The sequence below is a fragment of the Streptomyces sp. NPDC006193 genome (assembly GCF_040613915.1).
GTDB lineage: Bacteria > Actinomycetota > Actinomycetes > Streptomycetales > Streptomycetaceae > Streptomyces.
Genome location: NZ_JBEXTB010000024.1, coordinates 78,890 through 105,764, shown reverse-complemented (window position 1 = coordinate 105,764; position 26,875 = coordinate 78,890). Strand labels below are relative to the sequence as shown.

The 26,875-nt window shown below is 71.7% G+C and carries 22 protein-coding genes and 1 tRNA gene; 8 read left to right on the top strand and 15 right to left on the bottom strand.

The window, feature by feature from the left end; all coding sequences use genetic code 11:
* The first annotated feature begins 193 nt into the window (after positions 1-193).
* Positions 194-1,117, top strand: a complete 924-nt coding sequence (locus ABZ261_RS21525) for a class I SAM-dependent methyltransferase (RefSeq protein ID WP_356861448.1) — start codon at positions 194-196, stop codon at positions 1,115-1,117.
* Between the two features lie 68 nt (positions 1,118-1,185).
* Here the strand turns inward: ABZ261_RS21525 and ABZ261_RS21520 are convergent, their stop codons facing one another.
* Positions 1,186-1,881: a glycoside hydrolase family 75 protein gene (locus tag ABZ261_RS21520; protein WP_356861446.1), complete on the bottom strand. Its 696-nt coding sequence runs from the start codon at positions 1,879-1,881 to the stop codon at positions 1,186-1,188.
* A 198-nt stretch (positions 1,882-2,079) separates the two neighbouring features.
* Here ABZ261_RS21520 and ABZ261_RS21515 point away from each other — a divergent pair, with 198 nt between their 5' ends.
* The gene (locus ABZ261_RS21515; protein ID WP_356861445.1) at positions 2,080-2,691 is read left to right on the top strand and encodes a hypothetical protein; all 612 of its coding nucleotides are present in this window, start codon (positions 2,080-2,082) and stop codon (positions 2,689-2,691) included.
* A gap of 111 nt (positions 2,692-2,802) precedes the next feature.
* On the opposite strand, the gene ABZ261_RS21510 is transcribed toward ABZ261_RS21515, so the two are convergent.
* The 5 genes from ABZ261_RS21510 to ABZ261_RS21490 form a co-directional block, all read right to left on the bottom strand.
* Complete coding sequence (locus ABZ261_RS21510; protein ID WP_356861443.1) at positions 2,803-3,639, bottom strand: aldo/keto reductase; 837 nt, start codon at positions 3,637-3,639, stop codon at positions 2,803-2,805.
* Positions 3,640-3,765: 126 nt separating this feature from the next.
* Positions 3,766-5,592 (bottom strand): long-chain fatty acid--CoA ligase, encoded by a 1,827-nt coding sequence (locus tag ABZ261_RS21505; RefSeq protein WP_356861441.1) that lies wholly within the window; start codon positions 5,590-5,592, stop codon positions 3,766-3,768.
* Between the two features lie 317 nt (positions 5,593-5,909).
* The gene (locus tag ABZ261_RS21500; protein ID WP_356861439.1) at positions 5,910-6,818 is read right to left on the bottom strand and encodes a LysR substrate-binding domain-containing protein; all 909 of its coding nucleotides are present in this window, start codon (positions 6,816-6,818) and stop codon (positions 5,910-5,912) included.
* A gap of 81 nt (positions 6,819-6,899) precedes the next feature.
* Positions 6,900-7,640 (bottom strand): alpha/beta hydrolase, encoded by a 741-nt coding sequence (locus ABZ261_RS21495; protein ID WP_356861437.1) that lies wholly within the window; start codon positions 7,638-7,640, stop codon positions 6,900-6,902.
* Between the two features lie 280 nt (positions 7,641-7,920).
* Positions 7,921-8,802, bottom strand: coding sequence for a methyltransferase (locus ABZ261_RS21490; protein ID WP_356861435.1), 882 nt, complete (start codon positions 8,800-8,802; stop codon positions 7,921-7,923).
* A gap of 534 nt (positions 8,803-9,336) precedes the next feature.
* On the opposite strand from ABZ261_RS21490, the gene ABZ261_RS21485 reads away from it, so the two are divergent.
* Complete coding sequence (locus ABZ261_RS21485; RefSeq protein ID WP_356861458.1) at positions 9,337-10,479, top strand: bile acid:sodium symporter family protein; 1,143 nt, start codon at positions 9,337-9,339, stop codon at positions 10,477-10,479.
* On the opposite strand, the gene ABZ261_RS21480 is transcribed toward ABZ261_RS21485, so the two are convergent.
* Complete coding sequence (locus ABZ261_RS21480; protein ID WP_356861433.1) at positions 10,429-12,336, bottom strand: exo-alpha-sialidase; 1,908 nt, start codon at positions 12,334-12,336, stop codon at positions 10,429-10,431. The two genes, ABZ261_RS21485 and ABZ261_RS21480, sit on opposite strands and share 51 nt — an antisense overlap.
* Before the next feature lie 147 nt (positions 12,337-12,483).
* A complete protein-coding gene (locus ABZ261_RS21475) occupies positions 12,484-13,401 on the bottom strand; it encodes a zinc-binding dehydrogenase (RefSeq protein ID WP_356861431.1) in 918 nt (305 codons plus the stop codon).
* Between the two features lie 129 nt (positions 13,402-13,530).
* On the opposite strand from ABZ261_RS21475, the gene ABZ261_RS21470 reads away from it, so the two are divergent.
* Complete coding sequence (locus tag ABZ261_RS21470; RefSeq protein ID WP_356861429.1) at positions 13,531-13,971, top strand: MarR family transcriptional regulator; 441 nt, start codon at positions 13,531-13,533, stop codon at positions 13,969-13,971.
* A 246-nt stretch (positions 13,972-14,217) separates the two neighbouring features.
* Here ABZ261_RS21470 and fdhD read toward each other — a convergent pair whose 3' ends face one another.
* On the bottom strand, positions 14,218-15,066 hold the full coding sequence (fdhD, locus tag ABZ261_RS21465) for a formate dehydrogenase accessory sulfurtransferase FdhD (protein ID WP_356861427.1): 849 nt from the start codon (positions 15,064-15,066) through the stop codon (positions 14,218-14,220).
* Positions 15,067-15,331: 265 nt separating this feature from the next.
* Between fdhD and ABZ261_RS21460 the strand changes: the two genes are divergently transcribed.
* Both ABZ261_RS21460 and ABZ261_RS21455 read left to right on the top strand, forming a co-directional pair.
* Positions 15,332-16,279: a beta-ketoacyl-ACP synthase III gene (locus tag ABZ261_RS21460; protein ID WP_356861425.1), complete on the top strand. Its 948-nt coding sequence runs from the start codon at positions 15,332-15,334 to the stop codon at positions 16,277-16,279.
* A 254-nt stretch (positions 16,280-16,533) separates the two neighbouring features.
* Positions 16,534-16,621: transfer RNA gene (locus tag ABZ261_RS21455), tRNA-Leu, on the top strand.
* A 244-nt stretch (positions 16,622-16,865) separates the two neighbouring features.
* On the opposite strand, the gene ABZ261_RS21450 is transcribed toward ABZ261_RS21455, so the two are convergent.
* The 3 genes from ABZ261_RS21450 to ABZ261_RS21440 are packed head-to-tail and all read right to left on the bottom strand — an operon-like array spanning position 16,866 to position 19,447.
* Complete coding sequence (locus tag ABZ261_RS21450; protein ID WP_356861423.1) at positions 16,866-18,059, bottom strand: hypothetical protein; 1,194 nt, start codon at positions 18,057-18,059, stop codon at positions 16,866-16,868.
* 36 nt (positions 18,060-18,095) lie between these two features.
* On the bottom strand, positions 18,096-18,767 hold the full coding sequence (locus ABZ261_RS21445) for a hypothetical protein (protein ID WP_356861422.1): 672 nt from the start codon (positions 18,765-18,767) through the stop codon (positions 18,096-18,098).
* On the bottom strand, positions 18,764-19,447 hold the full coding sequence (locus ABZ261_RS21440; protein WP_356861420.1) for a hypothetical protein: 684 nt from the start codon (positions 19,445-19,447) through the stop codon (positions 18,764-18,766). Before ABZ261_RS21440 ends, ABZ261_RS21445 begins: the two co-directional genes overlap by 4 nt.
* Positions 19,448-19,779: 332 nt before the next feature.
* Here ABZ261_RS21440 and ABZ261_RS21435 point away from each other — a divergent pair, with 332 nt between their 5' ends.
* A complete protein-coding gene (locus ABZ261_RS21435; RefSeq protein ID WP_079259476.1) occupies positions 19,780-20,100 on the top strand; it encodes a helix-turn-helix transcriptional regulator in 321 nt (106 codons plus the stop codon).
* Positions 20,101-20,311: 211 nt separating this feature from the next.
* On the opposite strand, the gene ABZ261_RS21430 is transcribed toward ABZ261_RS21435, so the two are convergent.
* Positions 20,312-20,833 (bottom strand): hypothetical protein, encoded by a 522-nt coding sequence (locus ABZ261_RS21430; RefSeq protein ID WP_356861418.1) that lies wholly within the window; start codon positions 20,831-20,833, stop codon positions 20,312-20,314.
* Between the two features lie 550 nt (positions 20,834-21,383).
* Here ABZ261_RS21430 and ABZ261_RS21425 point away from each other — a divergent pair.
* Entirely contained in the window at positions 21,384-22,244 is an 861-nt protein-coding gene (locus tag ABZ261_RS21425) for a DUF429 domain-containing protein (RefSeq protein WP_356861416.1), read from the top strand.
* 16 nt (positions 22,245-22,260) lie between these two features.
* Here ABZ261_RS21425 and ABZ261_RS21420 read toward each other — a convergent pair whose 3' ends face one another.
* Both ABZ261_RS21420 and ABZ261_RS21415 read right to left on the bottom strand, forming a co-directional pair.
* Complete coding sequence (locus tag ABZ261_RS21420; RefSeq protein ID WP_356861414.1) at positions 22,261-24,918, bottom strand: hypothetical protein; 2,658 nt, start codon at positions 24,916-24,918, stop codon at positions 22,261-22,263.
* Positions 24,915-26,453, bottom strand: a complete 1,539-nt coding sequence (locus ABZ261_RS21415) for a hypothetical protein (RefSeq protein ID WP_356861412.1) — start codon at positions 26,451-26,453, stop codon at positions 24,915-24,917. The genes ABZ261_RS21420 and ABZ261_RS21415 overlap by 4 nt, the downstream gene beginning before the upstream one ends.
* Between the last annotated feature and the right edge of the window lie 422 nt (positions 26,454-26,875).

The window sequence follows — 26,875 nt, the reverse complement described above, 5'->3', positions numbered from 1 at the left end:
CCAGCCGCCCGTCGTCGGTCGACCGGAGCCGAGCGGCGCTCATCGCAGCGGGTCAGATCTCACGAAGGTACGCATCTCGATCCCCGGCGACCTCGCCGGGGCGCGGCTCCTCTTTGCCGTAACGGCAACAGAAGTGGCCTTCGGCCGGTGCGCCGTCGCACCCTGGCGGCATCCGGAAGAGAGGCTGATCATCATGGCACACGACCATCACGCGACCGGGCACGGCCACGGGCACCAGCACGGCCACGGGCACGAGCACGGCCACGGGCACGGTACGGACATCGACTGGAACGAGATGGCCCCCCTGCTGGAGTCACAGGCGGAACTGTTCAGTCCGGTCTACGAGCGGGCCATGGCGTGGCTCGCGCAGGAGGTGACCGAGCCGGGGCTGATCGTGGACGCGGGCAGCGGCCCCGGGGTGGTGTCCTGCCTGTTCGCCGAGGCGTTCCCCGGAGCCCGGGTCGTCGCCGTCGACGGCACCGCGCCGCTGCTGGAACGCGCCCGCGCCCGTGCCGCCCGCCTGGGGTTCGCCGACCGCTTCGACACCCTCGCGGGCGAACTGCCCGACGTGCTGGGCGAGCTGGAGTACCCGGCCGACCTGCTGTGGGCCAGCCGCAGTCTGCACCACCTCGGCGACCAGCGGGCCGCGCTCGCCGCGTTCGCCGAACGGCTCGCCCCCGGCGGCACCCTGGCCCTGCTGGAGGGCGGCCTGCCCTCCCGTTTCCTGCCCCGGGACATCGGCATCGGACGGCCGGGCCTGCAGGCGCGGCTGGACGTGCTGGAGGAGGAGTGGTTCGCGCGGATGCGGGCCGAACTGCCCGGCTCCGTCGCCGAGACGGAGGACTGGCCGGCGCTGCTGGCCGCCGCCGGCCTCACGCACACCCGTACCCGCACCTTCCTGCTCGACCTGCCCGCCCCGGCCGCCGACCGGACCCGCGCCTACGTCGCCGCGCACCTGTCCCGGCTGCGCGAGGGCTTCGGCGACGCGCTCGACGCCGAGGACCGCGCCACCCTCGACCGCCTGCTCGACCCGTCCGACCCGGCGAGCGTGCACGTGCGGCCGGACGTGTTCGTCCTGGGCGCGTACACGGTGCACACGGCGGTCCGGCCGGTCTGAGGCCCGCCGCCGGAGCGCGCCGGCGCCGGGCGGCCGCGGGGGCAGCCCGCGACCGGCGCGCGCGCCCGTCAGTTCGCGGCGATGAACTGCCGGGCCAACTGGTCGCCGAGGGACACCGCGGCGCTGTGGCTCTCGATGGGGGAGACCTTGGAGTTCGTGAACAGGATGTAGGTCACGCCCGAGCCGGCGCCGCCGGTGGCCGGGTCGGGGTCGATGCCGAGCGCCTTGGCGGTGGCGTACGACGCCTCACCGATGATGCCGGAGGGACCGGTGTCGCCGACGACGGCGTACTCGACCTTGTCGCGGTACACGACGGCGACCACGCCGCCGCCCTTGATGCCGGCGCCGGAGTAGTTCCAGATCCCGCCGGCGCTGGGCACCACGACGTAGGGCAGCGTCTCCGCCTTCAGCGGCCTGCCGTCGGACTGGTGGAAGGCGGTGTCGTCCTGGAACCACGGGTCGCGGTCCTCGTTGCAGTTGGCGGTGCGCTGGCCGTCGCAGTCGATGTCCATGTCGGCCTTCCAGAACACCGCGCCGTTCTTGCCGCACACGGGGACGGTCGCCGCGGTCTCCTCGTCGGTCCGGTACATGCCGTTGGAGATCTGCCGGCAGGACGTCGCCTTCGCGAGCAGGTCGGCGGCGCTGACCGTGCCCTCCCGCGCCGACCGCGGCGAAGGGGCGGCGGAGGCGTGCGCGGGGAGGAGCCCCGCGGCGAGCAGGGCGGCGCCGGAGGCCGCGGCCAGGGAGAGTATTCGGAGGCGCACGGGGACACCCTTCTGTCAGGAAAGTTTCCTTACTGGGTCACCGTGGCCCGGTGGGCGTGTGCCGTCAACCCCGGGGGTGCGAACGGCTGAACACCGCGCGATTGCGGGGCCTTGCCGCGCAAGGCGAGACTGGTGGGACCGGATGTGCCGCATCCGTCCGGCGCCGCCGGCGGGCCCAGTTTCCGGGAGGCGAGCTTCATGTTCGTGCGCACGGTGTACGCCACCGGTGATCCGGCACTGCTCGACACGGCCGTCCGCTCCCTGAACAACGAGGGACGGGACCTGCTGGAGGAACGCCCCGGCTACCGCGGCGCGGGCGTGTTCGCCGACCGGGAGCTCGGCAAGCTCCTCGCCGTGAGCTGGTGGGACAGCGAGGAGGCGCAGCGCAACAGCGACGAGGTGATGCGCGAGCGGCGCGGCGCGCTCCTGGAGCCGTTCGCGGGGACGGTGGCGGTCGCCGTCTACGAGGCGGCGGTGGTCCACCACGTCCGGCACCCGCGGCAGGGCGGCGGGCTGCGCGTCACCCGGCTGGAGTTCGACCCGCCGGACGGGGACCTCGTCGTCGACGCCTTCCGGGCGGCCGTGGTGCCGCGGGCCGAGTCGCTGCCGGGCCTGGCCAGGACGTCTCTGCTGGTCGACCGCGGACGCGGGCGGGCCCTGGCCGGCGCCCTGTTCACCGACCGCACCTCCCTGGCGGCCTCCCGCGCGGCCATGGCGGGCGCGCGCCACGAGGCGACGGCGAAGGCGCACGTGGACGTGGTCGGCCTGGAGGAGTTCGAGGTGGTGTACGCGGACGTGCGCTTCGACTGAGCGTCCCCGGCACGCGCGCCCGGGGTCATCGCCGGGCGGCACGGCCACCGCCGGGACGCGGCACGGCCGCGCATCCCGTGCGGCGGCGGGGTGCACGGCCGGGCCCGGCGGTCAGACCATGTCGAAGGTGGCGGGGTCGGGACCCAGCCTCCGGTCCTCGTCGAGGGCGCTGATCGCCGCGAGGTCCTCGTCGTCCAGGCTGAAGTCGAAGACCTCGATGTTCTCCTTGATCCGCGACGGCGTGACCGACTTCGGGATCACGATGTTGCCGAGCTGGATGTGCCAGCGCAGCACGATCTGGGCCGGGGTGCGGTCGTGCTTCTGCGCGATCGCGACGACGGCCGGCACCTCCAGCAGGCCCCTGCCCTGGCCGAGCGGCGACCAGGCCTCCGTGGCGATGCCCTGCTCCGCGTGGAACGCGCGGGCCGCCTCCTGCTGCAGGTGCGGGTGCAGCTCGATCTGGTTGACCGCCGGGACGACGGAGGTCTCGGACATCAGCCGCCGCAGGTGCTCGGGGAGGAAGTTCGAGACGCCGATGGCGCGGATCCGGCCGTCGGCGTGCAGCTTCTCGAACGCCTTGTAGGTGTCGACGTACGTGTCCCGCGACGGCAGCGGCCAGTGGATCAGATACAGGTCGACGTAGTCGAGCCCCAGCTTCCGCAGCGACGTGTCGAACGCGCGCATCGTGGCGTCGTACCCCTGGTCGCCGTTCCAGAGCTTGGTGGTGACGAAGACGTCCTCACGGGGCAGGCCGGAGGCGGCGATGGCCTTGCCGGTGCCCTCTTCGTTGCCGTAGATCGCCGCGGTGTCGATGCTGCGGTACCCGGCCTCGAGCGCCGTGGCGACGGCCCGCTCTGCCTCGTCGTCCGGCACCTGCCAGACGCCGAAACCGAGCTGGGGCATCTCGACGCCGTTGTTGAGGATGATCGGGGGGACCTTGCTGCTCACGAGCCTCTTGATCCTTCGTTTGTCGACAGGTGGTACTCCTATCGTCAACGATCACGGGCCGCTTCGCATTCCTGACCGCGCAATCCGTCCCGGCCGGCCGCCGCGACGGCCCGCCGAGCCGGTGCGTCAGGTGCGGTAGAGGGCGTCGACCTCGTGCGCGTACGCCTTCTCGATCGCCTTCCGCTTCAGTTTCAGCGACGGGGTGAGCAGGCCGTGCTCCTCGGTGAACGGCTGGGCCAGGATGCGGAAGGTGCGGATCGACTCGGCCTGGGACACCTGGGTGTTGGCGGCGATCACCGCCCGCCGCACCTCCGTCTCCAGATCCGGATCGCGCACCAGGTCGGCGGGCGCCATCCTCCGCTTGCCGCGCATCTGCAGCCAGTGCTCGACCGCCTCCTGGTCGAGGGTGACCAGGGCGGCGATGTAGGGGCGGTCGTTGCCGACGACGATGCACTGGTTGACCAGCGGGTGCTCGCGGACCCGTTCCTCCAGCACGCCGGGGGAGACGCTCTTGCCGCCGGAGGTCACCAGGATCTCCTTCTTGCGGCCGGTGATGGTCAGATAGCCGTCCTCGTCCAGCGAGCCGAGGTCGCCGGTGGCCAGCCAGCCGTCGTGCAGGGCCTCGTCGGTGGCCTTGGGGTTGTTCAGGTAGCCCTGGAAGACGTTGCCGCCGCGCAGCCAGATCTCCCCGTCGTCGGCGATGTGCACGGTCACGCCCGGCAGGGCCTGGCCGACCGTGCCGTAACGGGTGCGACCGGGCGGGTTGGCGGTCGCCGCGGCCGTCGACTCGGTCAGGCCGTAGCCCTCGTAGATCTGCACGCCCGCGCCCGCGAAGAACAGCCCCAGCCGGCGGTCCATCGCCGACCCGCCGGACATCGCGTTCCGTATGCGTCCGCCCATCGCGGCGCGCACCTTCGCGTACACCAGCTTGTCGAAGAGCTGGTGCTGCATCCGCAGCCCCGCCGACGGGCCGGGCCCGGTGCCCCAGGCCCTGGCCTCCACCGCCTCGGCGTACTTCACGGCGACGTCGACGGCCTTCTCGAACGGGCCGGCCTTCCCCTCCCGCTCGGCCTGGCGGCGGGCCGCGCCGAAGACCTTCTCGAAGATGTAGGGGACCGCGAGGATGAAGGTCGGCCGGAACGCGGCCAGGTCGGGCAGCAGCGCCGCCGCGTTCAGCTCCGGCTGGTGCCCGAAGCGGACCCGGCCGCGGACCGCGGCGACCTCCACCATCCGCCCGAAGACGTGCGCCAGCGGCAGGAACAGCAGCGTGGAGGCCTCGTCGCCCGTGCCGGAGCGGAACACCGGGTCCCACCGCTGGACGGCGGTGTCCGCCTCGAACATGAAGTTGCCGTGCGAGAGCACGCAGCCCTTGGGCCGGCCGGTGGTGCCCGAGGTGTAGATGACCGTGGCGACCGAGTCCGGGGTGACGGCCCGCCGGTGCCGGTGCACCGTCTCGTCGTCCAGGTGCGCCCCGGCGTCGTACAGCTCCTGCACGCAGCCCGCGTCCAGCTGCCACAGCCGGCGCAGCCGCGGCAGCCGGTCGATGACCGTGGCGATGGTCATGGCGTGGTCCTCGTGCTCGACGACCGCCGCGGACACCTCGGCGTCGTGCAGCATCCAGAAGCACTGCTCGGCCGAGGACGTCGGGTAGACGGGCACCACCTGCGCGCCGATCGACCACAGCGCGAAGTCGAACAGCGTCCACTCGTAGCGGGTGCGGGACATCACGGCGACCCGGTCGCCGAAGCGGACGCCCTGGGCGAGGAGGCCCTTGGCGAGGGCCAGGACCTCGTCGCGGAACTCGGCGGCGGTCACGTCCCGCCACCGCCCGGAGAGGTCCTTGCGGCCGAGGGCCACGCGCAGCGGGTCGGTCAGGGCATGCTCGAAGACTGCGTCCGCCAGACCGCCCACCGGGGGCGGCGACGCCAGCGGAGGGTTGGTGAACTCGCGCAACCTCGCTCCCGGTCTCTCACGCGTCGGTGCCGTTGGCCCGCGCACCGCACAGCGCCGTGAAAGCTACCCCAACGGGGCACCCTGCGGGAGGGGTGCGGAAAGCGAGCAAACCTCACGTTTCTCCTGCCCAGGGGGCACGAAATGCCCCCACATGGGGAAGGGCCGGACACAATACTGACCCGTCAGTAAGTTTCGGTACCGTAATCTCCACCGAATCTGTACGCACCGCTTACGACGTCCCGGACCCGCGGCGGCGCCCGCGCCCCGGCGGCGCGGGCACCGACCGCCCTCCGGGCCCGCGCGGCCGCCGCCGTCCGTCAGCCGCCCCGGCGCCGCAGACGCTCCCCGCCCGCCAGGACCGCCGACGCGAGCGCGTCCGCCGCAGCCCCGGCCGCGCCCCGGCGCGGGCCGTGGACCAGGACGAAGTCGACCTTCCCCAGATCGGGCAGGCCGACGTTCCCCCGGGCTCTCGGCTCCGCCTGGGCCGCGGGGGTTCCCGCGGGCAACCGGAACAGGCCGGGCGGGATCAGACGGCGGGCGTGGACCATCACCCCGAGACCGGCCCGCGCGGCGGCGACCAGCCCGTTGAGGCTGCCGCTGGTGCACACGATCCGCCACGCGCGGCCCTGCCGCTCCAGCGCCTCCAGCGCGCGGGCCCGGGTGATGCCGGGCGGCGGGTACACGATCAGCGGGACCGGCCGGTCGGGGTCCAGGCGCAGCCGCTCCGCGCCGATCCACACCAGGTCGTCGCGCCAGACCAGCTCACCGCGCGGATCCTGCGGACGCCGCTTGGCCAGGACCAGGTCCAGCTTCCCGGCGGCCAGCCGCTCGTGCAGGGTGCCGGACAGCTCCACCGTCAGCTCCAGGTCGACCTCCGGGTGGTCGTACCGGAAGCCCTCCAGGATCTCCGGCAGCCGGGTCAGGACGAAGTCCTCCGACGCGCCGAACCGCAGCCGGCCCCGCACCCGCGTCCCGGTGAAGAAGGCCGCCGCCTGCTCGTGCGCCTCCAGGATCCGGCGGGCGAAACCCAGCATCGCCTCGCCGTCCTCCGTCAGCTCCACCGCGTGCGTGTCCCGGGAGAACAGCTGCCGGCCCGTCGCGTCCTCCAGCCGGCGCACATGCTGGCTGACCGTGGACTGGCGCAGCCCCAGCCGCCGTGCGGCCTGCGTGAAGCTCAGGGTCTGGGCGACCGCCAGGAACGTGCGCAGCTGCGTCGGCTCGTACACGGGACGAGCCTAGGCGACGAAGACGCACCTGGGCGGGCCCGCACCCGTGCACGGTGTGCGGCCGTGGTCAGCCCGTCCGGCTCAGCGAGCCCGTGGCGCGTCCTTCAGATGCCGGTCCAGGAACCGGCAGCTGTCCTCCAGTTCGAACCACGGGGTGCCGGTGTGCCCGCCCGGGTTGGCGTGCAGCGTCTTCTCCGTGCTGCCGAAGGCGTCGAACAGGTCCAGGGCCCGCTGCCGGGGGTTCCCCTCGTCGTCCCACTGCAGCAGGAACAGCAGCGGAACGGTGACCAGCCGGGCCTCCTCGCGCTGGGCGCGGGGCACGTACCCCCCGGCGAAGAAGCCCGCCGCCGCGATGCGCGGCTCGGTCACCGCCAGCCGGATGCCGAGGGCGGCCCACCCCCCGGAGTACCCGACCGGGCCGTCGATCCCGGGCAGCCCGAGCAGGGCGTCCAGGGTGGTCCGCCATTCGGGGACCGCGTTCTCGACCAGCGGGCCGACGAAGGACTCCAGGACGTCGTCGGCCGGCTCGCCGGCCTGCATCGCCCGCCGGAGGTCGGCGCGGGCCCGCTCGTCGGCGGCGGAGCGGGGACGGTCACCGCACCCGGCGGCGTCGATGGTGGCCACCGCGTAGCCGCGCGCCGCGGTGTACCTGGCCCGGGCGACCAGCCGGTGATCCGCCTTGGGCAGGCCGTTGTTGTGGGCCATCAGCACCAGCGGGGCCGGCGCGGAGCCGGGCGTCCACAGGGTGCCGGGGATCTCGCCGAGGGTGAACTCGCGCTCGACGACGCCGTCGTGGAGGCGGTTCTCGGAAGTGAAGCGCATGGTCGTGCCTTTCGGGAGTGCGCTCGAACGGCGCTCCCGGACGACCTATCGCCCGACCGTGACCCCGAAGGGGAGCACCCATGCCGATACTGCGTTCACGGGTACCACCTCCTCGTCGCCTCGCACGGTCTCCGGGAGGTTAGCAACGGCCGCCGTGGTCCTCCAACGGGTTTTCCGCAGGCTCCCCGGCCGCATGCCGCCGCCGGGGCCGGGGCCGACGCCCCCTCTCCTCCTGTCGCGGGGGAGGAGAGGGGGCGCCGGGCGGGCCCGCCGCCCGTCGTCAGCGGGCGCGGGCACCCGCCCGTGCCCGCCGAGGCCGGTAGACGCTGGCCAGCACGGAGACGGTGATCCGGCCGGGCAGGGAGCCCTCGCCGTCGAGGTCCGCGCGGCTCACGTGGTGTGCGCTCGGCGTCATGGCCACCAGGTCCAGGGCGTCCGGTCCGGCCAGCGTCGCGGAGTACTCCACCCGCTCGGTGGCGCCGGCCTCGAAGAAGGGGTCCAGCGCCCGGTGCAGGCGCTGTTCCTTGGCCGGGTCGACGGTGACCGCCGCAGGCAGCCGGCCGTGCAGCTCGGCCAGGTGCCGCACGGTGGGACGGACCACGATCAGCCGGCCGGCCGGGCGGAGCACGCGGTGGAACTCGGCCGGGTTGCGCGGCGCGAACACGTCCAGCACGACATCGGCCGCTTCGTCGGCCAGCGGGAAGGGCCGGAAGACGTCCCAGGCCACCGCGGCGGCCCGCTCGTGGGCCCGTGCCGCCGAGCGCAGTGCGCGCGCCGACGTGTCCAGGCCCAGACCGCGGGCGCCGGGCAGCCGATCGAGCACGCCGGCCAGGTAGTAGCCCGTGCCGCATCCCACGTCCACGACGGTGGCCGCCCTCCCGGATGCGGCGCCGGCCGCCAGGCGGGCGGTGGCTTCGCGGACGGGCGCGTAGGCGCCGGTGGACAGGAAGCGGCCTCGGGCCCGGACCATGGCGGTGTCGTCGCCGCTGGTGGCGCGGGTGCCCGTCAGCAGGCTCGCGTAGCCGTGGCGGGCGAGGTCGAAGGTGTGGCCCTCCGGGCAGCGCAGTGCCCCGCGGTCGGGGCGCAGGCGACGGGTGCGGCACGTCGGGCAGCGCAGCAGGTCGAGGGAGAGTTCGAGGGCAGGGGGAAGCGACACGGGCACGAGGCACTCCTGGCAGGGGGTGAAGGGAAGGGACCGTGCCTGCACATGCGCAAGGGGCGCCGCTGCGTGGCAATGGGCGGCGGCGGGAACGCGGTCCACGGTGCAGGCACACCGAGGAGGGCGACGCCGTCCGGCATCGCCCTCACGGTCTTCCGGTCACAGGAAGCAGCAGTGCGGGGTGCTCATGAATGCCACGTCATGAGTCTACGAGCAACAGAAGTCGTCGATGCCCGAACGGAGTTGCCGGACACGCCCTGGCCGTCGGCCCGGACGGGTCCGGCAAGGGGCTGGGGGCGGCCCCGGCAGCGTCTCCCCGGCTCGTCGGGACGGCAGCGGACGGCCTGCGGTGTTATCGCGGAACGTGATGACAGTGAGTGCGGTGTGCCGGTTTCCCGATCGGCGCCGGTGACGGCACGATGGGAAGGCGCCCGGTCCTGCGGCCGGACCGCGGACGACACGCACACCCCCCGCGACACCCGCACGACAGCCACTCGGAGCATCGTGAAACGCCTACGCCTACGCCTGCCGAGCCGGATGCCGATCGACCCGTACATCGTGCTGCTGCTCGGCACGGTGGGCCTGGCCGCGCTCCTTCCCGCCCGGGGCGCCGCCGCGGACGTGGCCTCGGGCGCCTCCACGGCCGCGATCGCCTTCCTGTTCTTCCTCTACGGCGCCCGGCTGTCCACCCGCGAGGCGCTGGACGGACTCCGCCACTGGCGGCTCCATCTGACCGTCCTGGCCTGCACCTTCCTCGTCTTCCCGGTGCTCGGGCTCGCCGCGCGCGGGCTGGTGCCGGTCCTGCTGACCCAGCCGCTCTACCAGGGCCTGCTCTTCCTGACGCTGGTGCCGTCCACGATCCAGTCGTCCATCGCGTTCACATCCATCGCCCGCGGCAACGTGCCCGCCGCCATCTGCGCCGGCTCCTTCTCCTCCCTCGCCGGCATCGTCCTCACCCCGCTGCTCGCGGCGGCCCTGCTCACAGGCGCCGGCGTCGGGTTCTCCACCGACTCCGCGGTCAGGATCGTGCTGCAGCTCCTGGCGCCGTTCCTCGCCGGGCAGGTGCTGCGGCGCTGGATCGGAGGCTTCGTCACCCGGCACAGGAAGGTGCTCGGACTCGTCGACCGCGGCTCGATCCTGCTGGTCGTCTACACCGCGTTCAGCGAGGGCATGACGCGGGGCATCTGGCACCAGGTCAGCCCTCTCCGGATGGCCGGGCTGCTCGCCGTGGAGGCGGTCCTGCTGTCCGTGATGCTGGCCCTGACCTGGTACGGCGGCCGCGCCCTCCGGTTCGGCCGGGAGGACCGGATCGCCCTGCAGTTCGCCGGGTCGAAGAAGTCCCTCGCCTCGGGGCTGCCCATGGCGAGCGTCCTGTTCGGCGGCCACGCCTCGCTGGCGGTCCTGCCGCTGATGCTCTTCCACCAGATGCAGCTGATGGTGTGCGCGGTCATCGCCAAGCGCCGCGCCCGCGACCCCGAGGCGGCCGGGGAGGTCTCCGCGGAGACCGCGCAGCCCGAGGAGGGGACCGGCGAGCCGCCCGCGGACCCCGCTCAGGCCCCCGGGGACACGGCGCGGGCCTCCGAGCAGACCGGCCGGGGCCCTGACGGGACCGCCCGGGCCACCGCGGAGTCAGCCGCGCACCGTGTTCAGGGGGAGCCACAGGACCGTGTCCCGCGGTGAGCGCAGCACGTGCGGATCCGCCAGCTCCTCGTCGCTGAGCACCCGGTCCCAGACGCGCACCTCGTCCAGCGCGCCCGTGAAGAAGGCGCGACCGTCCATGCGCTGACCGAGGTGGACGCCGAAGGGGGAGTTGCGGCTGACCGACCCCGGCACACCGGCGGCGGCCGGCCCCGCACCGTCGACGGACAGCGTCAGCCGGCCTCCCTCGCGCCCGGCGCCGCCGCGGGCGGCGCCCCCCTCCCGGCGGAGGACGGCGTGGTGCCACCGGCCGTCGTTGTACGCCCCGTCCGTGCGCACCGACACGGTGCGCGGCGCACCGGCTCCGTCCCGCACGGTGATCAGGCCCTGCACCCGGTCGTTCGCCGGTTCGCCGCGCAGCCACACCTGCGGCTGGCCGGTGCCGATCCCGCCCATCCACAGCAACGGCTGCTCCCCGGCCGTGGCCGTGTACCGGAACCACAGCGACGCGGTGAAGTCCCGTGTGCCGAGGGGGAGCCCGGAGCGGTACGGCAGGCGCACGGCGTCGTCGGTCCCGTCGAACGCCAGGGCGCCGCCGGACACCCCGGGCGTCTCCTCCGCGCCGCCCAGCACGGCCGCCGGGCGGGCGTGCGGGGCCCGGTCGGCGGTGACCGGGTCGGGGCCGCGGCGCGGCGCGAGCCAGTCGTCCGGGAAGCGGGCGAAGCGGATCTCGTCCCGGGCGTCCACCGCACCGCCCTCGTACAGCAGGCCCACCGCGCCGGCGCCGATGCGCACCAGGTCGGAGTATCCGGACCAGTCCGTGGTGACGACGGTGCCGCGGTCGACGGAGTCCCAGGTCCGGCCGCCGTCGTAGGAGGCGCGGATCATCATCGTCCGGCGCCGGTCGGGGTCGCCGGGGCAGGCGAGCAGGAGGCGGTCGCCCAGGCGCAGCAGCGAGCCCTGCACCTGCGGGGCGTACAGGCCGGGCAGGGCGCGGAACGGCGCGGTGAAGCTGCCGCCGCCGTCGCGGCTGACGGCCTGGGTGCGGTGGCCGAGGTCGGTGCCGTCCTGCTCCCGGCCGCTGACCAGGAGGGAGCCGTCGCCGCGTTCGGCGAGGGCGAGCTCGGACGGCTTCTGCCGGAAGGTGCCGTCGGCGGCCACGGGCCAGGTGTCGGTGGCGCCGGTCCGCCAGTGGCCGCCGTGGTCGTCGCTGACGATCAGGGCCGCGTGGTTGGCGGTGACCCTGCTGCCGTCCCAGGTCTCGGCGTTGACCCCGAGGACCAGGCGGCCGGCGTACCGGCCGCGGGTGAGCTGGACGCCGTGCACGGGCCCGGTCGCGTACCAGGAGTTCCAGTCGGCGGGGAGGATCTCGGGGCTCAGGTCGCGCGGCGCGGACCAGCTCCGGCCGTCGTCGTCGCTGTACTGCAGGTGCGGGGTCCGGTCGCACGGCACCGTGCAGGCGGCGCCGTCCGTGCGGCCGGTGTTGTACGTCTCCGCGAGCCAGATCCGGCCGGTGGCGCGGTCCACGACCGGCGCCGGGTTGCCGTGGGTGTCGCCGCCCCCCTCGGTGACCACCTGCAGCGGGCCCCAGCTGCGGCCGCCGTCGGTGGAGCGCTTGAGCACGATGTCGATGTCGGCCGCGTCCCCGCAGTTGAGGACCCGTCCCTCGGCGAACGCGAGCAGCGTTCCGCCGTTCGTGCGCACGACAGCCGGGATGCGGAAGCACGCGTATCCCGGGTCCTGGGAGGCCCGGAACAGCACCTGCTGCTCGAACTGGGGCGACCGGGCGGCCGGCTGCGCGTGGGCCGGACGGGCCTGGAGCGACGGTACGAGCAGCGCGGCCGCGACGAGGACGGCGGCCGGTGCGGCTCTGCGGCGGACGCGGGAACCTGACGGCACGGTGCGACCTGCCCTTCGTCGGCCGGACAACGGGACATCATCCGGACGTCCCACGTCCGACGTGCGCCCCCCGACGGTAGTGGCGGGTGGGGCGCCCCGCAAGGAGGGCGCCCCGCAAGGAGGGTGCGCGCAAGGAGGGTGCGCGCGTCAGGGCCGCAGCACCACTTTGCCGAGGTTGGCCCGGGAGGTGACCGCCTCGTGCGCCGTCGCCGCGTCCTCCAGCGCGAAGGGGCCGTGGACGGCGGGCTTCACGGCGCCCTCGGCGAACAGCCGCCACACCTCGCGCCGCCACCGCTCGTACAGCTCCGGCCGGCCGCGGGCGATCAGCGCCATCTGGAAACCGATCACCGACTTGGCGCCCACCAGCAGGTCGTACGCCCGCAGGGTGCCGCCGCCCGAGCTGAAGGCGACCAGGCGGCCGTGCGGGGAGAGCGCGGCGAGGGCGGGGGCGAGCAGGTCGCCGCCGACGGCGTCCAGCACGCAGTCGACGGGGTCCCCCCAGTCGTCGTCGCCGTACCCCACGCAGCCGTCCGCGCCCAGCGACCGCACGAACTCCGCCTTTCCGGGGCCGGACACCGCCCCCACCACCCGGCCCGCGCCCTGGGCCCGCGCCAGCTGCACCGCGAGGTGTCCGACGCCGCTCGCCGCCGCCGTGACGAGCACCGCCTCGCCCGGCCGGAACCGCGCGGCCCGCAGCGCCCCGAGGGCGACGAGGCCGCTGCGCACCAGGGCGACCGCCGTCACCGGGTCCGCGTCGCCGGGGACCGGCGAGGCCATGGCCTCGGACATGACGGCGTAGTCGGCGTACCCGTGCCCGAAGCACAGCCCGGTCACCGTCTCGCCGGGCCGGAACCGGGTCGTGCCCTCGCCGGCCGCCACCACCTCACCGGCGATCTCGCCGCCCAGCGGGACCGGTTCCGCGGCCTCCGCGACCTTGCGGACCACCGGCAGGGTGACGCCGACGGCCGCGCAGCGCACCAGCAGCTCCCCCGGGCCCGGTTCGGGGACGGGCGCCTCCTCCACGAACAGCGGGCCGCCGGGGACGTCGTAGCGGACACGGCGCATCGCACCCTCCTGTGGCCGGGAGAAACCCGGCGGAACGGTCCGTGGGAAGCCCCCACGAAGTCATTGGAAACCCCAACGATAGGCAGAGATCATGGGGAAGTCCAACGATTCCTCGGATAGGCTGCGGGCATGGCCGCCGAAGCACCGCTGCCCGCGATCCGCTCCCTGCCCAGCTGGCTCCTGGGCCGGGCCGCCGCGCGGGGCCGCGCCCTGGTCGCCGAGGCCCTCGCGGCCGAGGGGCTGCGGATGTGGCACCACGTCGTCCTCTCCGCCGTCCGCGACCTCGCCCCCGTGGCCCAGGCCGACCTCGGCCGCAGCGTCGGCCTCGACCCCAAGGACGTCGTCGGCATCCTGAACGACCTCCAGTCGGCCGGCCTGGTCGACCGCGCCCCCGACCCCCGCGACCGGCGCAAGAACGCCGTCACCCTCACCGGTGACGGCGCCCGGCTCCTGCGCCGCTGCGAGAAGGCCGCCCGCGAGGCCAACGACGCGCTGCTCGCCCCGCTGTCGGCCGCCGAACGCGAGCAGTTCACCAGCCTGTTGATCCGGATCTCCGGCACGGACGGCTGACGGCGGCCGACGCCCCGGCATGACCGCAGTCCCCGTCCCCGACCCCCGGCGCACCGCCCCCAGCCTCGTCGACCGGACGGAACGCACCGTCGCGCTGTCCAGGCGGGGCACGGTGGCCAGGTCCGCCGCCTGGCCTTCGGCTGACCCTGGCCTTCGGCTGACCCCGGCCTCGGGCTGACCCTGCCTTCGGCCGACCGGCTGCCGCCGCCCGCGCCGTAGCCCGCGCTACCGCCCGCGCCGTACCGGTCAGGTCCGGGGCGCCGTCTCCCGCAGGGCTATGCGGTCCTCGCCCGCATACACGTTCATGGAGCTGCCCCGCAGGAAGCCCACCAGCGTCAGGCCGGTCTCCGCCGCCAGGTCCACCGCCAGCGACGACGGCGCCGACACCGCCGCCAGCACCGGGATCCCGGCCATCACCGCCTTCTGCGCCAGCTCGAACGAGGCCCGGCCGGAGACCATGAGGATCGTCCGGGACAGCGGCAGCCCGCCGTCGCGCAGGGCCCGTCCGACCAGCTTGTCGACCGCGTTGTGCCGGCCCACGTCCTCCCGGACGTCCAGGAGCTCACCGTCCTCGCCGAACAGCGCCGCCGCGTGCAGCCCGCCGGTCCGCTCGAACACCCGCTGCGCCGCCCGCAGCCGGTCGGGAAGGGCAGCCAGCAGCCCGGGGGTGACCCGGAGCGGGGGAGTGTCGGCGATCGGCCAGCGCGTGGTCGTGCGGACGGCGTCCAGGCTGGCCTTGCCGCACAGTCCGCACGAGGAGGAGGTGTAGACGTTGCGCTCCAGGGTGAAGTCCGGGAGCGTCGCACCGGGCGACGTCCTCACGTCCACCACGTTGTACGTGTTCGAGCCGTCCGCGGCCGCCCCCGCGCAGTAGACGATGTTCCGCACGTCGGACGCCGCGGCCAGCACGCCCTCGCTCACCAGGAAACCCGCGGCCAGCGCGAAGTCGTCGCCCGGCGTGCGCATGGTGATCGCGAGCGGCTTGCCGTTCAGCCGGATCTCCAGGGGCTCCTCGGCGACGAGCGTGTCCGGCCGGGTGGAGACCGCCCCGTCGCGGATCCGGAGGACCTTGCGTCGTTCCGTGACTCGTCCCATGTCCTGATCAGCCCCGGTTCTGTGCGTGCTGGCAGCCGAAACCGCCCCTGATGCGGAGGGTGCCGTGGGGCACCGGCCGCCGTGCGGCGGGGTGACCTCGACGCTTCCATTGTCCGGCACCGTGAGGGCGGGCACGCGGCCGCCGGTCTGACCGGAGCCGACAATCGGCGCGCCGGATTCCTGTGGCTTCACCTGCCGCCGTACCCGTGAGTCACTGATCAGACTGGTGCATCCCGCTAAGCACGGCAACGAGGGGATCTCCGGCATGAACGGCTCGCGCATCGCCGCCATCGGTCACTACCAGCCCGCCAGGGTGCTGACCAACGACGACCTGGCGGCCATGGTCGACACCAGCGACGAGTGGATCCGCAGCCGGGTGGGCATCCGCACCCGGCACATCGCCGGCCCCGACGAGCCCGTCGACGAGCTGGCTGCGCACGCGGCCGCCAAGGCCCTGGCCGCGGCCGGCCTCACCCCCGGTGACATCGACCTGGTCCTCGTGGCCACCTCCACCGCGATCGACCGCTCGCCGAACACCGCCGCCCGGGTCGCGGCCCGGCTCGGCGTCCCGCAGCCCGCGGCGATGGACGTGAACGTGGTGTGCGCCGGGTTCACCCACGCCCTGGCCGTCGCCGACCACACCGTCCGGGCCGGCGCGGCCACCCGGGCCCTGGTCGTCGGCGCCGACAAGATGACCGACGTCACCGACTGGACCGACCGCACCACCTGCGTCCTCGTCGGCGACGGCGCCGGGGCCGCCGTGGTCGAGGCGTGCCCGCCGGGACGGGAGCCCGGGATCGGGCCCGTGCTGTGGGGGTCGGTGCCCGAGATGGGGCACGCCGTGCGGATCGAGGGCACACCGCCGCGGTTCGCGCAGGAGGGGCAGAGCGTCTACCGCTGGGCCACCACCCGGCTGCCGGCCATCGCCCGCCAGGCCTGCGAGAAGGCCGGGGTGGCGGCCGAGGAGCTCGCCGGGGTGGTCCTGCACCAGGCCAACCTGCGGATCATCGAGCCGCTGGCCGAGAAGATCGGCGCCGTCAACGCGGTGGTCGCCCGCGATGTCACGGAGTCCGGCAACACCTCGGCCGCCAGCATTCCGCTCGCCTTCTCCAAGCTGCTCGAACAGGGAGCGCTCACCAGCGGCGACCCCGTGCTGCTGTTCGGCTTCGGCGGCAACCTGTCGTACGCCGGGCAGGTCGTGCGCTGCCCCTGAGACGCCGCCCGGGGGAGGCCCCCGCCGGCCCCGGCCACCTCGCCGGGCCCCCGGCGCGCGGGTGCTCCGCCGCCTGCCGGCTCACCCTTCGTGCACACCCTCTCGCCGACCGTGAGACGCGGGCGATGTGCCGCGCCGGCTGCGGCGCGGAGGCCGTTCAGCGGACGGATACGCAGGTGAAACGCACTCCGAAACCTTGGTATTGTTGTCCACGTCGCCGCGGGGGACACCCCGAGCGAGGCGGCAGACACCTGGTCCGGGTGGCGGAATGGCAGACGCGCTAGCTTGAGGTGCTAGTGCCCTTTATCGGGCGTGGGGGTTCAAGTCCCCCCTCGGACACCACGGAGGGACGTTCACGAGATCGTCCCGAAGCGTTCACGAATTACCGGTCGAGTCATGTGACTCACCGGTAATTCGTCGTTTCTGGGGCCTTCAGGCCTCGTGATCGGCTCGGTGAGGAGGCGGGGCGGTGGCGGTCCAGGTACTGCGCCTCTCACCTGCGGAAACAGGACATGCCTGCGCGACGGCTGGTAGCCGTGGCGCAGGCATGTGGGGTTTTCAGGGGGCGGAGCGCGGCGGAGGTGTGTCACTCGCGTGGCGGAGGCTCGACCTGCTCCGTCGGAAGCGGCCACGCCTGGGGCGGGTCGGAGGGCTCACGGGGTTGGGTTACGGCGCTCTGTGTGCTGGCTTTGCGGGGCTGGATGCCCTGGTCGCGGAGGAACCGTCGGATGGCTCTGAGGTTGGCCACGAAGATGATGACGGCATTGAGCAGGGTCTGTGCGACGCGTCCGTGCGGCAGGCGGAGCTGGGGATTGTCGATGCTATCGAGAGCGGACTTCTTGAGGTTGCCGTTGCCGCCCTCGTTCTGACTGCGCAGTCCGGACCAGGCTTCCTGCCACAGAGGGGTGAACAAGGGGTATTTCTGCCGCCACTTGGCCAACACGGTGCCCGGGACGGTGATGCTCTTCCCCCGGCAGATGTCGGGGTAGACGGGGGTGTCCCGCTTGGGCCTGCGGATGGTGGGCAGGGCTGCCGGGGTACGGACAGTGGGGGCGTCGAGGTCGACGACGGTGGACGGGCGTGGCTGGGGCCGGCGGTAGCAGGTGACCGTGGCGTGGGATCCGAGGGCGGGGCACTGTCGACGCTGGTCCCCTGCGGGCCCGTACTCCTTGATCTTGGTCTGGTAGTCCTTCCGGGACTGGATCAGGTTGAGTGCGTGGGCGCGGTCCTCGTCCGTGCGGCTGTCGATGTATGTGGCGCCCGCAGTGACGAGCGGGGTGGGCATCAGCGGGCAGTAGAACTCGCCGCCGACCAGCTGCATGCCGCGGAACTCTCCCTGCCGGTCGACCTTGTCGTCATTGTAGTGCTTCACCGTATTGAGGCCGAGTTTCAGCAGCTGCAGATGCAGGTTGTGAGGCTTGGCCTGGGTGATGCCCCGGTCGGCGCAGAACAGGTCTTTGACCAGGCCTCGTTCGAAGGCCGGCTGGATGGCGCGCAGGGCGGCCGGGCCGGGTTCGGTGCCCGGGGTGTGAAGGATCATGCCGAGGCAGACCGCGGGGTAGGTGCCGGCGAGGTCGCCATGGCCATGGCCTGGGAACGCGGCCATCATGGCGTAGCGGAACTCCCCCTTCTCCGGCGCCTTGGCCTTCTTCTCCCGTGCCGACTTGGTCTTGCGAGGCACTGGCTTGTTTGCGATGCCGCGCCGGGTGCCAGTGTTCGCGGAGGCCGCAGCTTTGCCGCTGGGCCCCGACTTCTTCTGCGTTCCTCCCTTCACGTACATCCCGGCGGTGATCTCAAGCGAGGCCCGGTCCTGGTGTTAGTCCGGCTCTTTGCCCCAGACCGGAACCGGAGTGTCGTCGACCGCGATGTGGCCAGGCCACTGAGCGAAGTCGCCGCGCCGGTAGGAAGCCATCACCGGAGCGAGGATCAGATCCTGGGCGATGGCCTCCAGGTTGCGCACGGTGTCCTGGTTGTCGCGGGCATTCCACTTCCGGCGGATCTTCTTGGCCTCGCTGAGCGACAGCCTCTTGCGGCGGTCGTGCGGTGCAGGGTCGAGGCGCCGGGTCATCGAGGACCAGGACCGGTAGACACGCTTCGACGTCGCGTACTGGTGGTGCGCGACGCGGTCGATTTCTTCTCGGGTTGCGCCCTCGTGGATGTGCAGGTCGACGTCGGGGACATCAAGGAGGGCTTTGGACCCTGGAGACAAGGCGAAGAAGAGCGTCTCCCATGCGTCGTTGATGTTCGCGCTCTTGCCCATGTACTGCGACAAGATCAGGCCGATCAGCACTGTGCGGAACGGGAAGCCCTTCGGGCCTGGCCGGTGCTCGTTGGAGGGAAGGCATTCCAGTGCTCCGCTGTGGCGCACGAGGTCGAAGACTTGCCTCACAACGCGGTCGCTGAGGGTCCGGCCGGGGGCCTGCGGTGCAGGGCGTAGGGCTAGGCCGGTACGCCGGCAAGGTTTGTCCTCCGGGTTCTTCCTGCTCACGCCGCCGCCCCCCGCAACAGATCGGATGCCTCCGCTTCGGGCACGTCGTGGAGGAAGACGAGGTAGCGCGAGAGGCTGTGCAGGGTCCCGAGTCCGGACGCTTTGAGGATCACCTTCAGCGGAATACCTGCATTCAGCAGATCGACGAGCCAGGTCGTGCGCAGCCGCTGGGTCTGCAGCACTGCACCGTCACAACGGCCGATGATCCGCGGGTACCTGGCCAGCCAGTCCGATGCGATGTGCTTGCTGGTGCGGTCCTGCCAGTCCGGCCGGAAGGCGTACGCGTCTGCCGGGATGTGGGCGGCTTCCGCCAGCAGCAGTTCCTCGTAGGCGTACCGGCATACGACAGTGCGCGGACGGCGCCCGTGCACCTTGACCAGGGCCCGGCCGGTGGGGCCCGCGAGGATGTCCCGTCCCTGAACGTACACAAGATCCTCAACGGCGAGCCCGCAGCCGACGCCGAGACAGAACAGAAGACAGGCGTTGCGCCGCTGGGCGGGGGTGGGCAGGCTCTGCGCCCAGATCAGCCAGTAGGCGATTTCTGCCGGCGGATAGGGGGCCACTGGGGCGGCGGTGGCCTTCAGCCGGATCGGCGGATGCTGTCCGAGCTGGTCCAGCAGGAGTGCCTCGGAGGCCCGGCGCAGCTGGCTGCTGCAGGTTCGGCGGCTGTTGGCGGCCATGCCGCGGCAGCCGACGAGGATGAACCGTTCGACGGTGCTCTGGTCAAGGGTTCGAGCGGGAGGCCCTGGGACTCGACCCAGGCGACCAGCCGCGCGAGCGGCGTCATGACCACGTCTGGGCCGTAGGGTCCCGCTGCGACGGCCATGAATCCCAGCGAGCGGACGACCGGAGCGATGCGGTGCCACTGGGCGGGCGGCACCGTCTCCGCCTTCGGTGCGTAAGCCAGCAGGCGATTCGACACAGCGACCTCCAGGCACAAGGCCCATGACAGGTGGCCGGTTAACCGGCCACTGGTGTCAGTGTCGATCACGATCTGAAGGAACGCATCTTTATGACCGGAGGCCGAGCGCGCACGGCGCCGCCATGGAGCTACGCCGTCGATCCGGAGGAGTGGCCGGATGCCCGGATCGCCGGGGAGCCCGCCGCGGCGGTGGTCCAGACGATTGCCCGCCGCCTCGCCGCCGCCCTGCGTGAGAGGCCGGAGCTCTCGCTGCGTGCACTGGCCGCCCAGAGCAACGTCGGCAGACAGACCATCGGCGATCTGCTGGCGGGCGCCACCTGGCCGGATGTACTGACGGTCTGCCGACTGGAGCGCGCCCTGGGCCTGGCGCTCTGGCCCGGATCGAATGCGACCCAATGTGCTCATGACTGATCCCCAATTGCCTATTTTGAGGTCAGTCGTGCACGCTCAAGTGCGGAATGGCGCAGATGCCCTATAGCGCCACCCGTGGGAGCGCTAGAGTGAACGTGCGCGACGGACCGGAACCCTGCTAGGAGAAGCGTCCGTTCGCGTGTTTGGCGGCCTCCCTCGACCGCTAATCGAGGGAGGCCTGCTTGTTGGGTGAGGGTCGTTCTCGGGTAGATCAAGCAGCCCGGGATGACAGCACGGCCCGGAACATTCCCGGTGCTACGTTTTCCACCTCGCCAAGTTGCTTCATACGGTTGAGGGTTTTTCCTACGGATGAGCGGACCGTCGCGTCCGCTCCCGGGCGCACCGCCGCCGCGATATCGGTGATGGACATTGCCTCTTGAGCGGCGCACAGGAGCGTGAGGATCGCATCGCGCATGCTTCCGTTACGCGGTGGCCCCAGGGTCCGAGTGCCAATCCCCGGGCGCGCATCTTCGGACGAAGGATCCTCGTCGGCGACGGAAACTTCAGACGGACCCTCCTGGGAAGGCTGAGCGGTTTCCGCGTCCTCGCCAGTGTCCGGCGGCTCTTCGCGGACATCGGTGGATTCGGCGCCCTGGCACATCATCGCGTACACAGCTTCCAATGTCGCCAACTCGCCGCGCAGTGAAGTGATCAGCTCCTTCACGGCATGCCGGGCCTGGCCGATGTAGACACCCTTGTCTGACGCAGGTGCGCTGGTCCGGTATCCCACCATAGCGAACTCCTAAGGAAGGTCGCTGCCAGTGTAGGGACGGCACACTGTGGCACGCACGCAGTTCCTGTGAGGCGCTATCAAACGGTCAGTAGTGTGCTCAAGCACGGCAAGTTATCGCAGGACTCGACCTGTCTTGGCGCAGAGTTGGCTCGCCGAGGTCGTGCGATGCCGCACCGGAACTGTGAGACGTGCCATCACAGATTCGGATGGCCTCTCGGCCGTTCCCCCGTTTACCCCGCCCTCGTTCGGCGCGGAGTGTGACACCACCGTTCCCCTCCGGTTTTGCCGACGCCACGGACACCGACGCCCAAGGTTCCCTGCTGACTCTCCATATGCCTGTGCAGCATAGAGTCTCAGGTGGTGTCCTCGAACAACTGCCTTAGCAACTCCGTCTGGAAAAGGCCCACTTCGGCCCCGACTTCCGCAAGTTCGCAGGCGACCCGACCGAAGCGACGTCGGGCATTCTCCTCAATCACCACACTGGGGGCGCCGGCTGAGGAGTACCGCCCCTCACCGGTGGCCGGTTCCGGTTCTCTGGTACTACGAATGCATGCGGATCGAACGGTTCATAGGCATCGACCTTGCCTGGGCGCAGAGCGGAGCCCGCACCAACGCGCACGGCGTCGTGAGCGAATGCGGCTGGACCCGTGGCCTCAAGGAGACGATGTCATGGCTGGCCAGGACAGCCGTCGACGGATCGACCCTGGCGTTCGTCGACGCACCGCTGATCGTCGACAACCCGGCTGGCCAGCGGCCCTGCGAGCGGCAGGTCGGCCAGCGGTACGGCCGTTGGAAGGTGAGCGCGAACAGTACCAACCAGAGCTCTCCCCGAGAGGCTGGAGTGCTGCTGCCGGAACGGCTGGAGGAGTCGGGCTGGGCCTACGACGACGGCAGGGGCGGGCCGCCGACCGGCAGCCTGGTCTTCTCCGAGTGCTATCCGTACACAACTTTGGTCGGAGCCGCCGAGCTGGGCTACGACGAGGAACGCCCCACGTACAAGCGCCGACCGGCACGAGTTCCGACGACACAGTGGCGAGCGGTACGGGCGGCGGAGTGCGACAGGCTGATCGGGCACCTGGCGGGCCTGGCCACCGCCGATCCGCCCCTCCTGCTCTCCTCCCACCCAGTCTCTCGTCAACTGCTCTCCGAGCCCTCACCTCAGAAGGCAGCTGACTACAAGCATCGGGAGGACCTGATCGACGCGCTGCTCTGTGCGTGGACGGCCGCACTGTGGTACCGGCACGGACTGGGGCGCTGCCAGGTGCTCGGAGCGGACAGCTCCCTGCCTCCGGGACAGGCTCCCACCATCATCGCGCCTGCCGGCCTTGAGCAGCGGCGTGACGGTGAGAGGAGGTCGATCGAGGAGATTCAGCCGCTCGACGGTCCGTCGCCGGTGGCGTCACGGCGCTGATCGCTTTCTTCCCCCGTCACCTGTCGAGTGTGAACAGGCGGCTGACCAATTCCGGGTAGGTGAGGCCTGCTTCGGCGAGAATCTTCCTGAGAGCTTCCGGCGGGCCCTTCTGCAGCGGGGCCGGGGAACCGACGCGGCCAGGTACCGCGGAAAGATCGCCGCCGCTGAACCGTGATTCCGGTGTGGCGGGGAGTCGTACTTGGTAGGTGCGCCAGACGCGTGCCGGGGGATTGAGCAGGACCAGGTAGGGGTCCGCCCATGCCATGAAGGCCCAGCGGTTCTTGCTGCGGGCTCGTACGAGCACGCCGTCGGCGTGGTGCCGCCCGAGTCGTTCGGCGGCCTTGGCCACGACCGGAAGCGGATTGCCGAAGGAGCCCGTGATCTCCCAGAGCCCGTCCTCGCACGCGACCGACCAGCCGGCCGCGGTGAGCCCCTCGATCGCCTCCGCGTAGGGGTCGTCTTCCTGCGCCAGAGTGATGAGTCTGTCCACCTCACTCCAAGGCGCGACGCGGGCGAGCGCCCGCTCCGGGGGGATCATCAGGTCCTCCGCCTCGGCGGGCTCGGCGCGCGCGATCATCGCCTTGCTGCCGTGCCAGGCATGGGCCGCCAGTACGTCGTGCTCGCCGCCGCCGGAGAACGTGGCGTCCTGGACGAGCAGTGTCATCACCACGGCCGCCACCGCGTCCAGCCGTCGCCGGGTCTCGGGCGGCGCAGCGTGGTCCGCCTCACCCGCCGGGTCCTCAGAACGGAGTGCTTCGAGGAGGCGGCTGAGTCCGTCGCGCCAGCTCTGGTCTTGCTCGTCCCAGATTCCGGCGGCCAGGAGCTGGACGTACAGGTTGGCCACGAGTAGTCGGACCGGAACCGGTGCTGCGGCTGATCCGGCAGGGCCCGTGAGCGCCGCGACCCAGCGCTGGGCCCAGGCGCGACAACGGGCACGCTGCTCTGGCGCGACGTACGGGGCGAGCGGCTCGCTCGTGGTGGGGAGGTCCACCTCCTCCGTCTCGTCCTCGTGCTCTTCGTCGTCCTCCTCCCGCACGCCAAGGGTGACCGCCGACACGATCCACCGCGACGAGGGTGCCTGCGGCAGGTCGAGCGGCGAGGTGCCGAACGCCAAATCCGTCAACGGCGCCCCGATCATCCGGCGGCAGTCGGCGAGGTAGGCGTCCCAGCGGTCGACGCCGCTCGATGTCACCGAGCCCGTTGTCGTGTCTTCCACCGGGCTCACCCGGGGAGCGGACGTTCCGGCGGTGAGTTCGCGCAGGCGCAGCAGATCGGTTTCGAAACGGCGTGCGGCACGCTCGTCGGCGAACAGGGTCTGCGCCGTGTAGTCGTATCTCAGCCGGGGACCGCTGTCGGCGCTGTGGCGCCGTGCGCAGTGCACGGGGCTGTACACGAAGACGACGGCGGATTCGGCGGTGGTGCCGTCAGGACGGACGCACGTGGCGCGAACCGCCGCACCAGGAACCTCGGGCAGCGGGAAGGAACAGGCCGACGCCCCCGCCGGAATGGTTCCGGTCCGTGTCCAGGAACCCGGTGAACCGTCCGGAGACGTGCTGATCACCACGGGCAGGGGCTGGGGGTGCGCCAGAGAGACGTGCAGGCCTTCACTGTCCGTCTTCGCGCCCAGCAGGACGAGCGTGTGACCGGTGGACTGGAAGGGCCGGATGTTGCGGCCCGTCAGGCTCGCGAGTGAGGTGATGCGCCCCTGTTCGGGAAGCAGCGGCGCGGTGTCGGCGGCGAGTACGGCGAGCTCGCAGTTGCCGCCGTCCCGGGTGCTGGTGCACAGCGCGGCGCGGGTGAGATTCGGGCTCCCGGTGAGAGCGTATCGGCGGCCGCCGGCCTGCCACTCGATGAATTTGCCGTGCCGCATCCGAGTCTCCTCGAGGAAACGGATCTGCGCGTCGAAGCCGCCGAGTGCCCTCTTGATCGCTCCGGCGTCGTAGCTCGACCAGCGAGGCTGGAGCCCGAGGATGGTGCGGCGGGGTGTCAGACGGCCGAGCAGCCCGCTGAGGGCATGACCGGCCTCGTCGACGAACGGGGCGTACGCGTGCAGTTCGTCGACAGGACCGAGCGGCAGTTGGTCCAGCAGACTCTCCCGGAGATTGTGCAAAAGCCGGGCACCGGTTTCCGGTCCGACCGGGGCGTTGATATGCCGCTCGGCCAGAAGGGCAGCCAATTCCGTCAGATGACTCGCCGCCCAAGGGGCCAGTTCCACGGCGGAGGGCAGTGCGTCCAACCAGTCGGCGAGGTCGGCCAGGAGCGCGTGGGAGTCGTCGTCCTCGGTTTCCACCACCGTCCACAATTCGTCGTTGGCACCCCAGCCGGACAGCGTCGGGTTGCCCGAACCCACTGCGAGCCGGCAGGCGTGTTCTCCGATCAGAAGGACGACCTTGGGGTGGAACGCACGCTGGCAGGAGACCAGACCGTGCAGATAACTGCGGCCGGCCATGCGCACATCGACCGGGTCGTACAGCCCTTGGGCCGCATCACCGATCACCGCGGTGCGGGCACCCAGGCCACGGGCGACGGGTATGGCGACCTTCTCCAGGAAGGGGAGATCAACTGTGAAACCCAGGAAGAGTGCTTCGTGCAGCGCCTGCTGATCGCTGCGTTCATTCCACTCTCTCAGCAGCGTGACGGGAGATGCGAACCGGGTGTGCTGTGCCGCGCTCATGGGTTTGTCTCCAGGATTCGCCGTCCCTCCGCAGTGACGGTGTGGCAGTTGTCGCGGACCGCGAAAAGCCCCAGCTGCGCCGCCAAAGAGCCCAGTTGGGGGATGCGGGTGCCGATGTCGGAGTCTCCTTCGTCACCGGTCTTGAAATAACGCTCGTTGCGAAGGTGCAGACGGGAGAAGATCTTCAGCCCGCCGGTCGCAGGGTCGGTGCGCAGCTTCGCGAGGGCGACTCTGCGGGACTGGGCGAGCATGTCATCCACCAGCCGGGCGGCCAGGTCGCGGACCGGCCGGTCGGCATAGTCGTCGATGAGGCCGTCGACCCACGTCGGGTCGAGGAACTCGGCCCAGCGCCGCTGACGGCCCAGGAAGACGGCCCGTACGTCGTCTGGCAGATGACCCTCCCGGGAGCGCAGCGCACCCACCATCAGGAGCAGCACATTGGTCACCGGGGCATCGGCACCCTGCGTCAGGAGTTGCCGTTCGACCGGCAACAACTGACCTGCCGCGTTCTTGAGCGGAGGCAGGTCGTCCAGGACCCGCCGTACATCCACATCCGGGGCCTGTTGCGCCAGCCAGTCGCGCAGTTCCTCGGCCGACCGGTCGGCCTCGCCGTCCTTGGAGCCGACACCGGCCACCAGTGCCGCCCACAGTCGACGCCAGGCGCCGACGGAGTAATGGCGCAGCAGCACTCCCCGCCAACCTGCCGTTTCGGGAATCGCCGCCAGAACGGGATCCGTTGTCGCCTCGCCACCGAAGGCCACCGCGGAGCGCAGCGTCTCCTGATACCCGTCGCCCTCATGACCGTGGAGATCGATAGCCCGGCCGAGGATACGGAGGGTCGCACGCCGAGTGCGGTCGGACGCCTCCCAGTCCCCATGTGCGTCGGTACCTCCGCCACGGGTCGCGGTCAGGACGTCCGTCAGCCATTCCCGCTCGGCCGGACACTGGACACCAAGAGCCGCCTGCCCCGCTGTCTCCAGGTCGGCGAAGGACACGACGTCCCGCTCCGCGAGAGACAGCAGAGGGGCGAACAGCTCCTTGACCGCGGGAGGGCACGGGTGCCGACCGGGTCTGAGCACTCCGTCCCGGACGTCCACCGTGCCGAGCACCGTGGCGGGTCCGCCGTACTGGTCCCAGAAGCCCCAGCGGCGTGGTGAGTACGACTGGCTCAGCTGCTCCTCGTCGGCGGCTCGCGCGAGTTCCAGTTCCTCTGTGCAGAAACGCCGCACCCGATCGACCCCGTGGGCAAGCCACGCCGGTTCTGTCTCCTTGTGGTGCTGGAGCGCCGCCAGCAGGACCTCGCTGCGGCGGACAGCCCGGCGGCACGCGGTGATGTCCCACGCGTTCCGTTCCGCATGCGCCGCGATCGCCGCATACAGCGAGTGGTAACGGATGTAGCGGGTCACAGTGGATACTCCGGGAACCAACCGGTCCACCGCCCGCATCACCGGGCCTTCCACCGCCAGGGGATAGCGCCCGGACCGCACGCCCAATCCCTCGAGTGCCCATGCCGGCCCACGGACATCCGCTGTCACTTGCCACTCCTTGTCGGCTGCCGGAGCGTTGCATCGGCAGAAACTACCTGACCCTGCTTCAGGGTAGGTGCTGATTTCGGACGAGAGGCCAGTACGGTCGACTGGATTATGGAAGGTGCCAGGACACGCCCGATCCACCTCAAGGCCGTCCACGACTGGACTTTCCGCAACGCCCGGGTTAAGTGTGGCGCTGGCGCAGGCGCCCGCTGTACCAACCCCCTGGGGCAGCCCCGACAGACAGCGCATCAACGGACTCCCAACGTGTTCTCCACACCAGGGCGGCTGCGAGTTCCCAGAGCACATGAGGGCTGGCCGAGTTGGTGCGGCGCCATCGGGACGGCACTGGTCCTACTCCGTAGTGCGCCGCCTATTATCACCGATCTGGGGCCGTGGGCCGCGAGGCCCGACGCCAAAGAATTGCG

Excerpts from the sequence above, each read along its gene's own strand:
- ABZ261_RS21525 (WP_356861448.1), top strand. The coding sequence starts at position 194 with ATGGCACACGACCATCACGCGACCGGGCACGGCCACGGGCACCAGCAC.
- ABZ261_RS21515 (WP_356861445.1), top strand. The coding sequence starts at position 2,080 with ATGTTCGTGCGCACGGTGTACGCCACCGGTGATCCGGCACTGCTCGAC.
- ABZ261_RS21495 (WP_356861437.1), bottom strand. The coding sequence starts at position 7,640 with ATGCGCTTCACTTCCGAGAACCGCCTCCACGACGGCGTCGTCGAGCGC.
- ABZ261_RS21485 (WP_356861458.1), top strand. The coding sequence starts at position 9,337 with ATGCCGATCGACCCGTACATCGTGCTGCTGCTCGGCACGGTGGGCCTG.
- ABZ261_RS21475 (WP_356861431.1), bottom strand. The coding sequence starts at position 13,401 with ATGCGCCGTGTCCGCTACGACGTCCCCGGCGGCCCGCTGTTCGTGGAG.
- ABZ261_RS21470 (WP_356861429.1), top strand. The coding sequence starts at position 13,531 with ATGGCCGCCGAAGCACCGCTGCCCGCGATCCGCTCCCTGCCCAGCTGG.
- fdhD (WP_356861427.1), bottom strand. The coding sequence starts at position 15,066 with ATGGGACGAGTCACGGAACGACGCAAGGTCCTCCGGATCCGCGACGGG.
- ABZ261_RS21460 (WP_356861425.1), top strand. The coding sequence starts at position 15,332 with ATGAACGGCTCGCGCATCGCCGCCATCGGTCACTACCAGCCCGCCAGG.
- ABZ261_RS21450 (WP_356861423.1), bottom strand. The coding sequence starts at position 18,059 with ATGTACGTGAAGGGAGGAACGCAGAAGAAGTCGGGGCCCAGCGGCAAA.
- ABZ261_RS21440 (WP_356861420.1), bottom strand. The coding sequence starts at position 19,447 with ATGGCCGCCAACAGCCGCCGAACCTGCAGCAGCCAGCTGCGCCGGGCC.
- ABZ261_RS21435 (WP_079259476.1), top strand. The coding sequence starts at position 19,780 with ATGACCGGAGGCCGAGCGCGCACGGCGCCGCCATGGAGCTACGCCGTC.
- ABZ261_RS21430 (WP_356861418.1), bottom strand. The coding sequence starts at position 20,833 with ATGGTGGGATACCGGACCAGCGCACCTGCGTCAGACAAGGGTGTCTAC.
- ABZ261_RS21425 (WP_356861416.1), top strand. The coding sequence starts at position 21,384 with ATGCGGATCGAACGGTTCATAGGCATCGACCTTGCCTGGGCGCAGAGC.
- ABZ261_RS21420 (WP_356861414.1), bottom strand. The coding sequence starts at position 24,918 with ATGAGCGCGGCACAGCACACCCGGTTCGCATCTCCCGTCACGCTGCTG.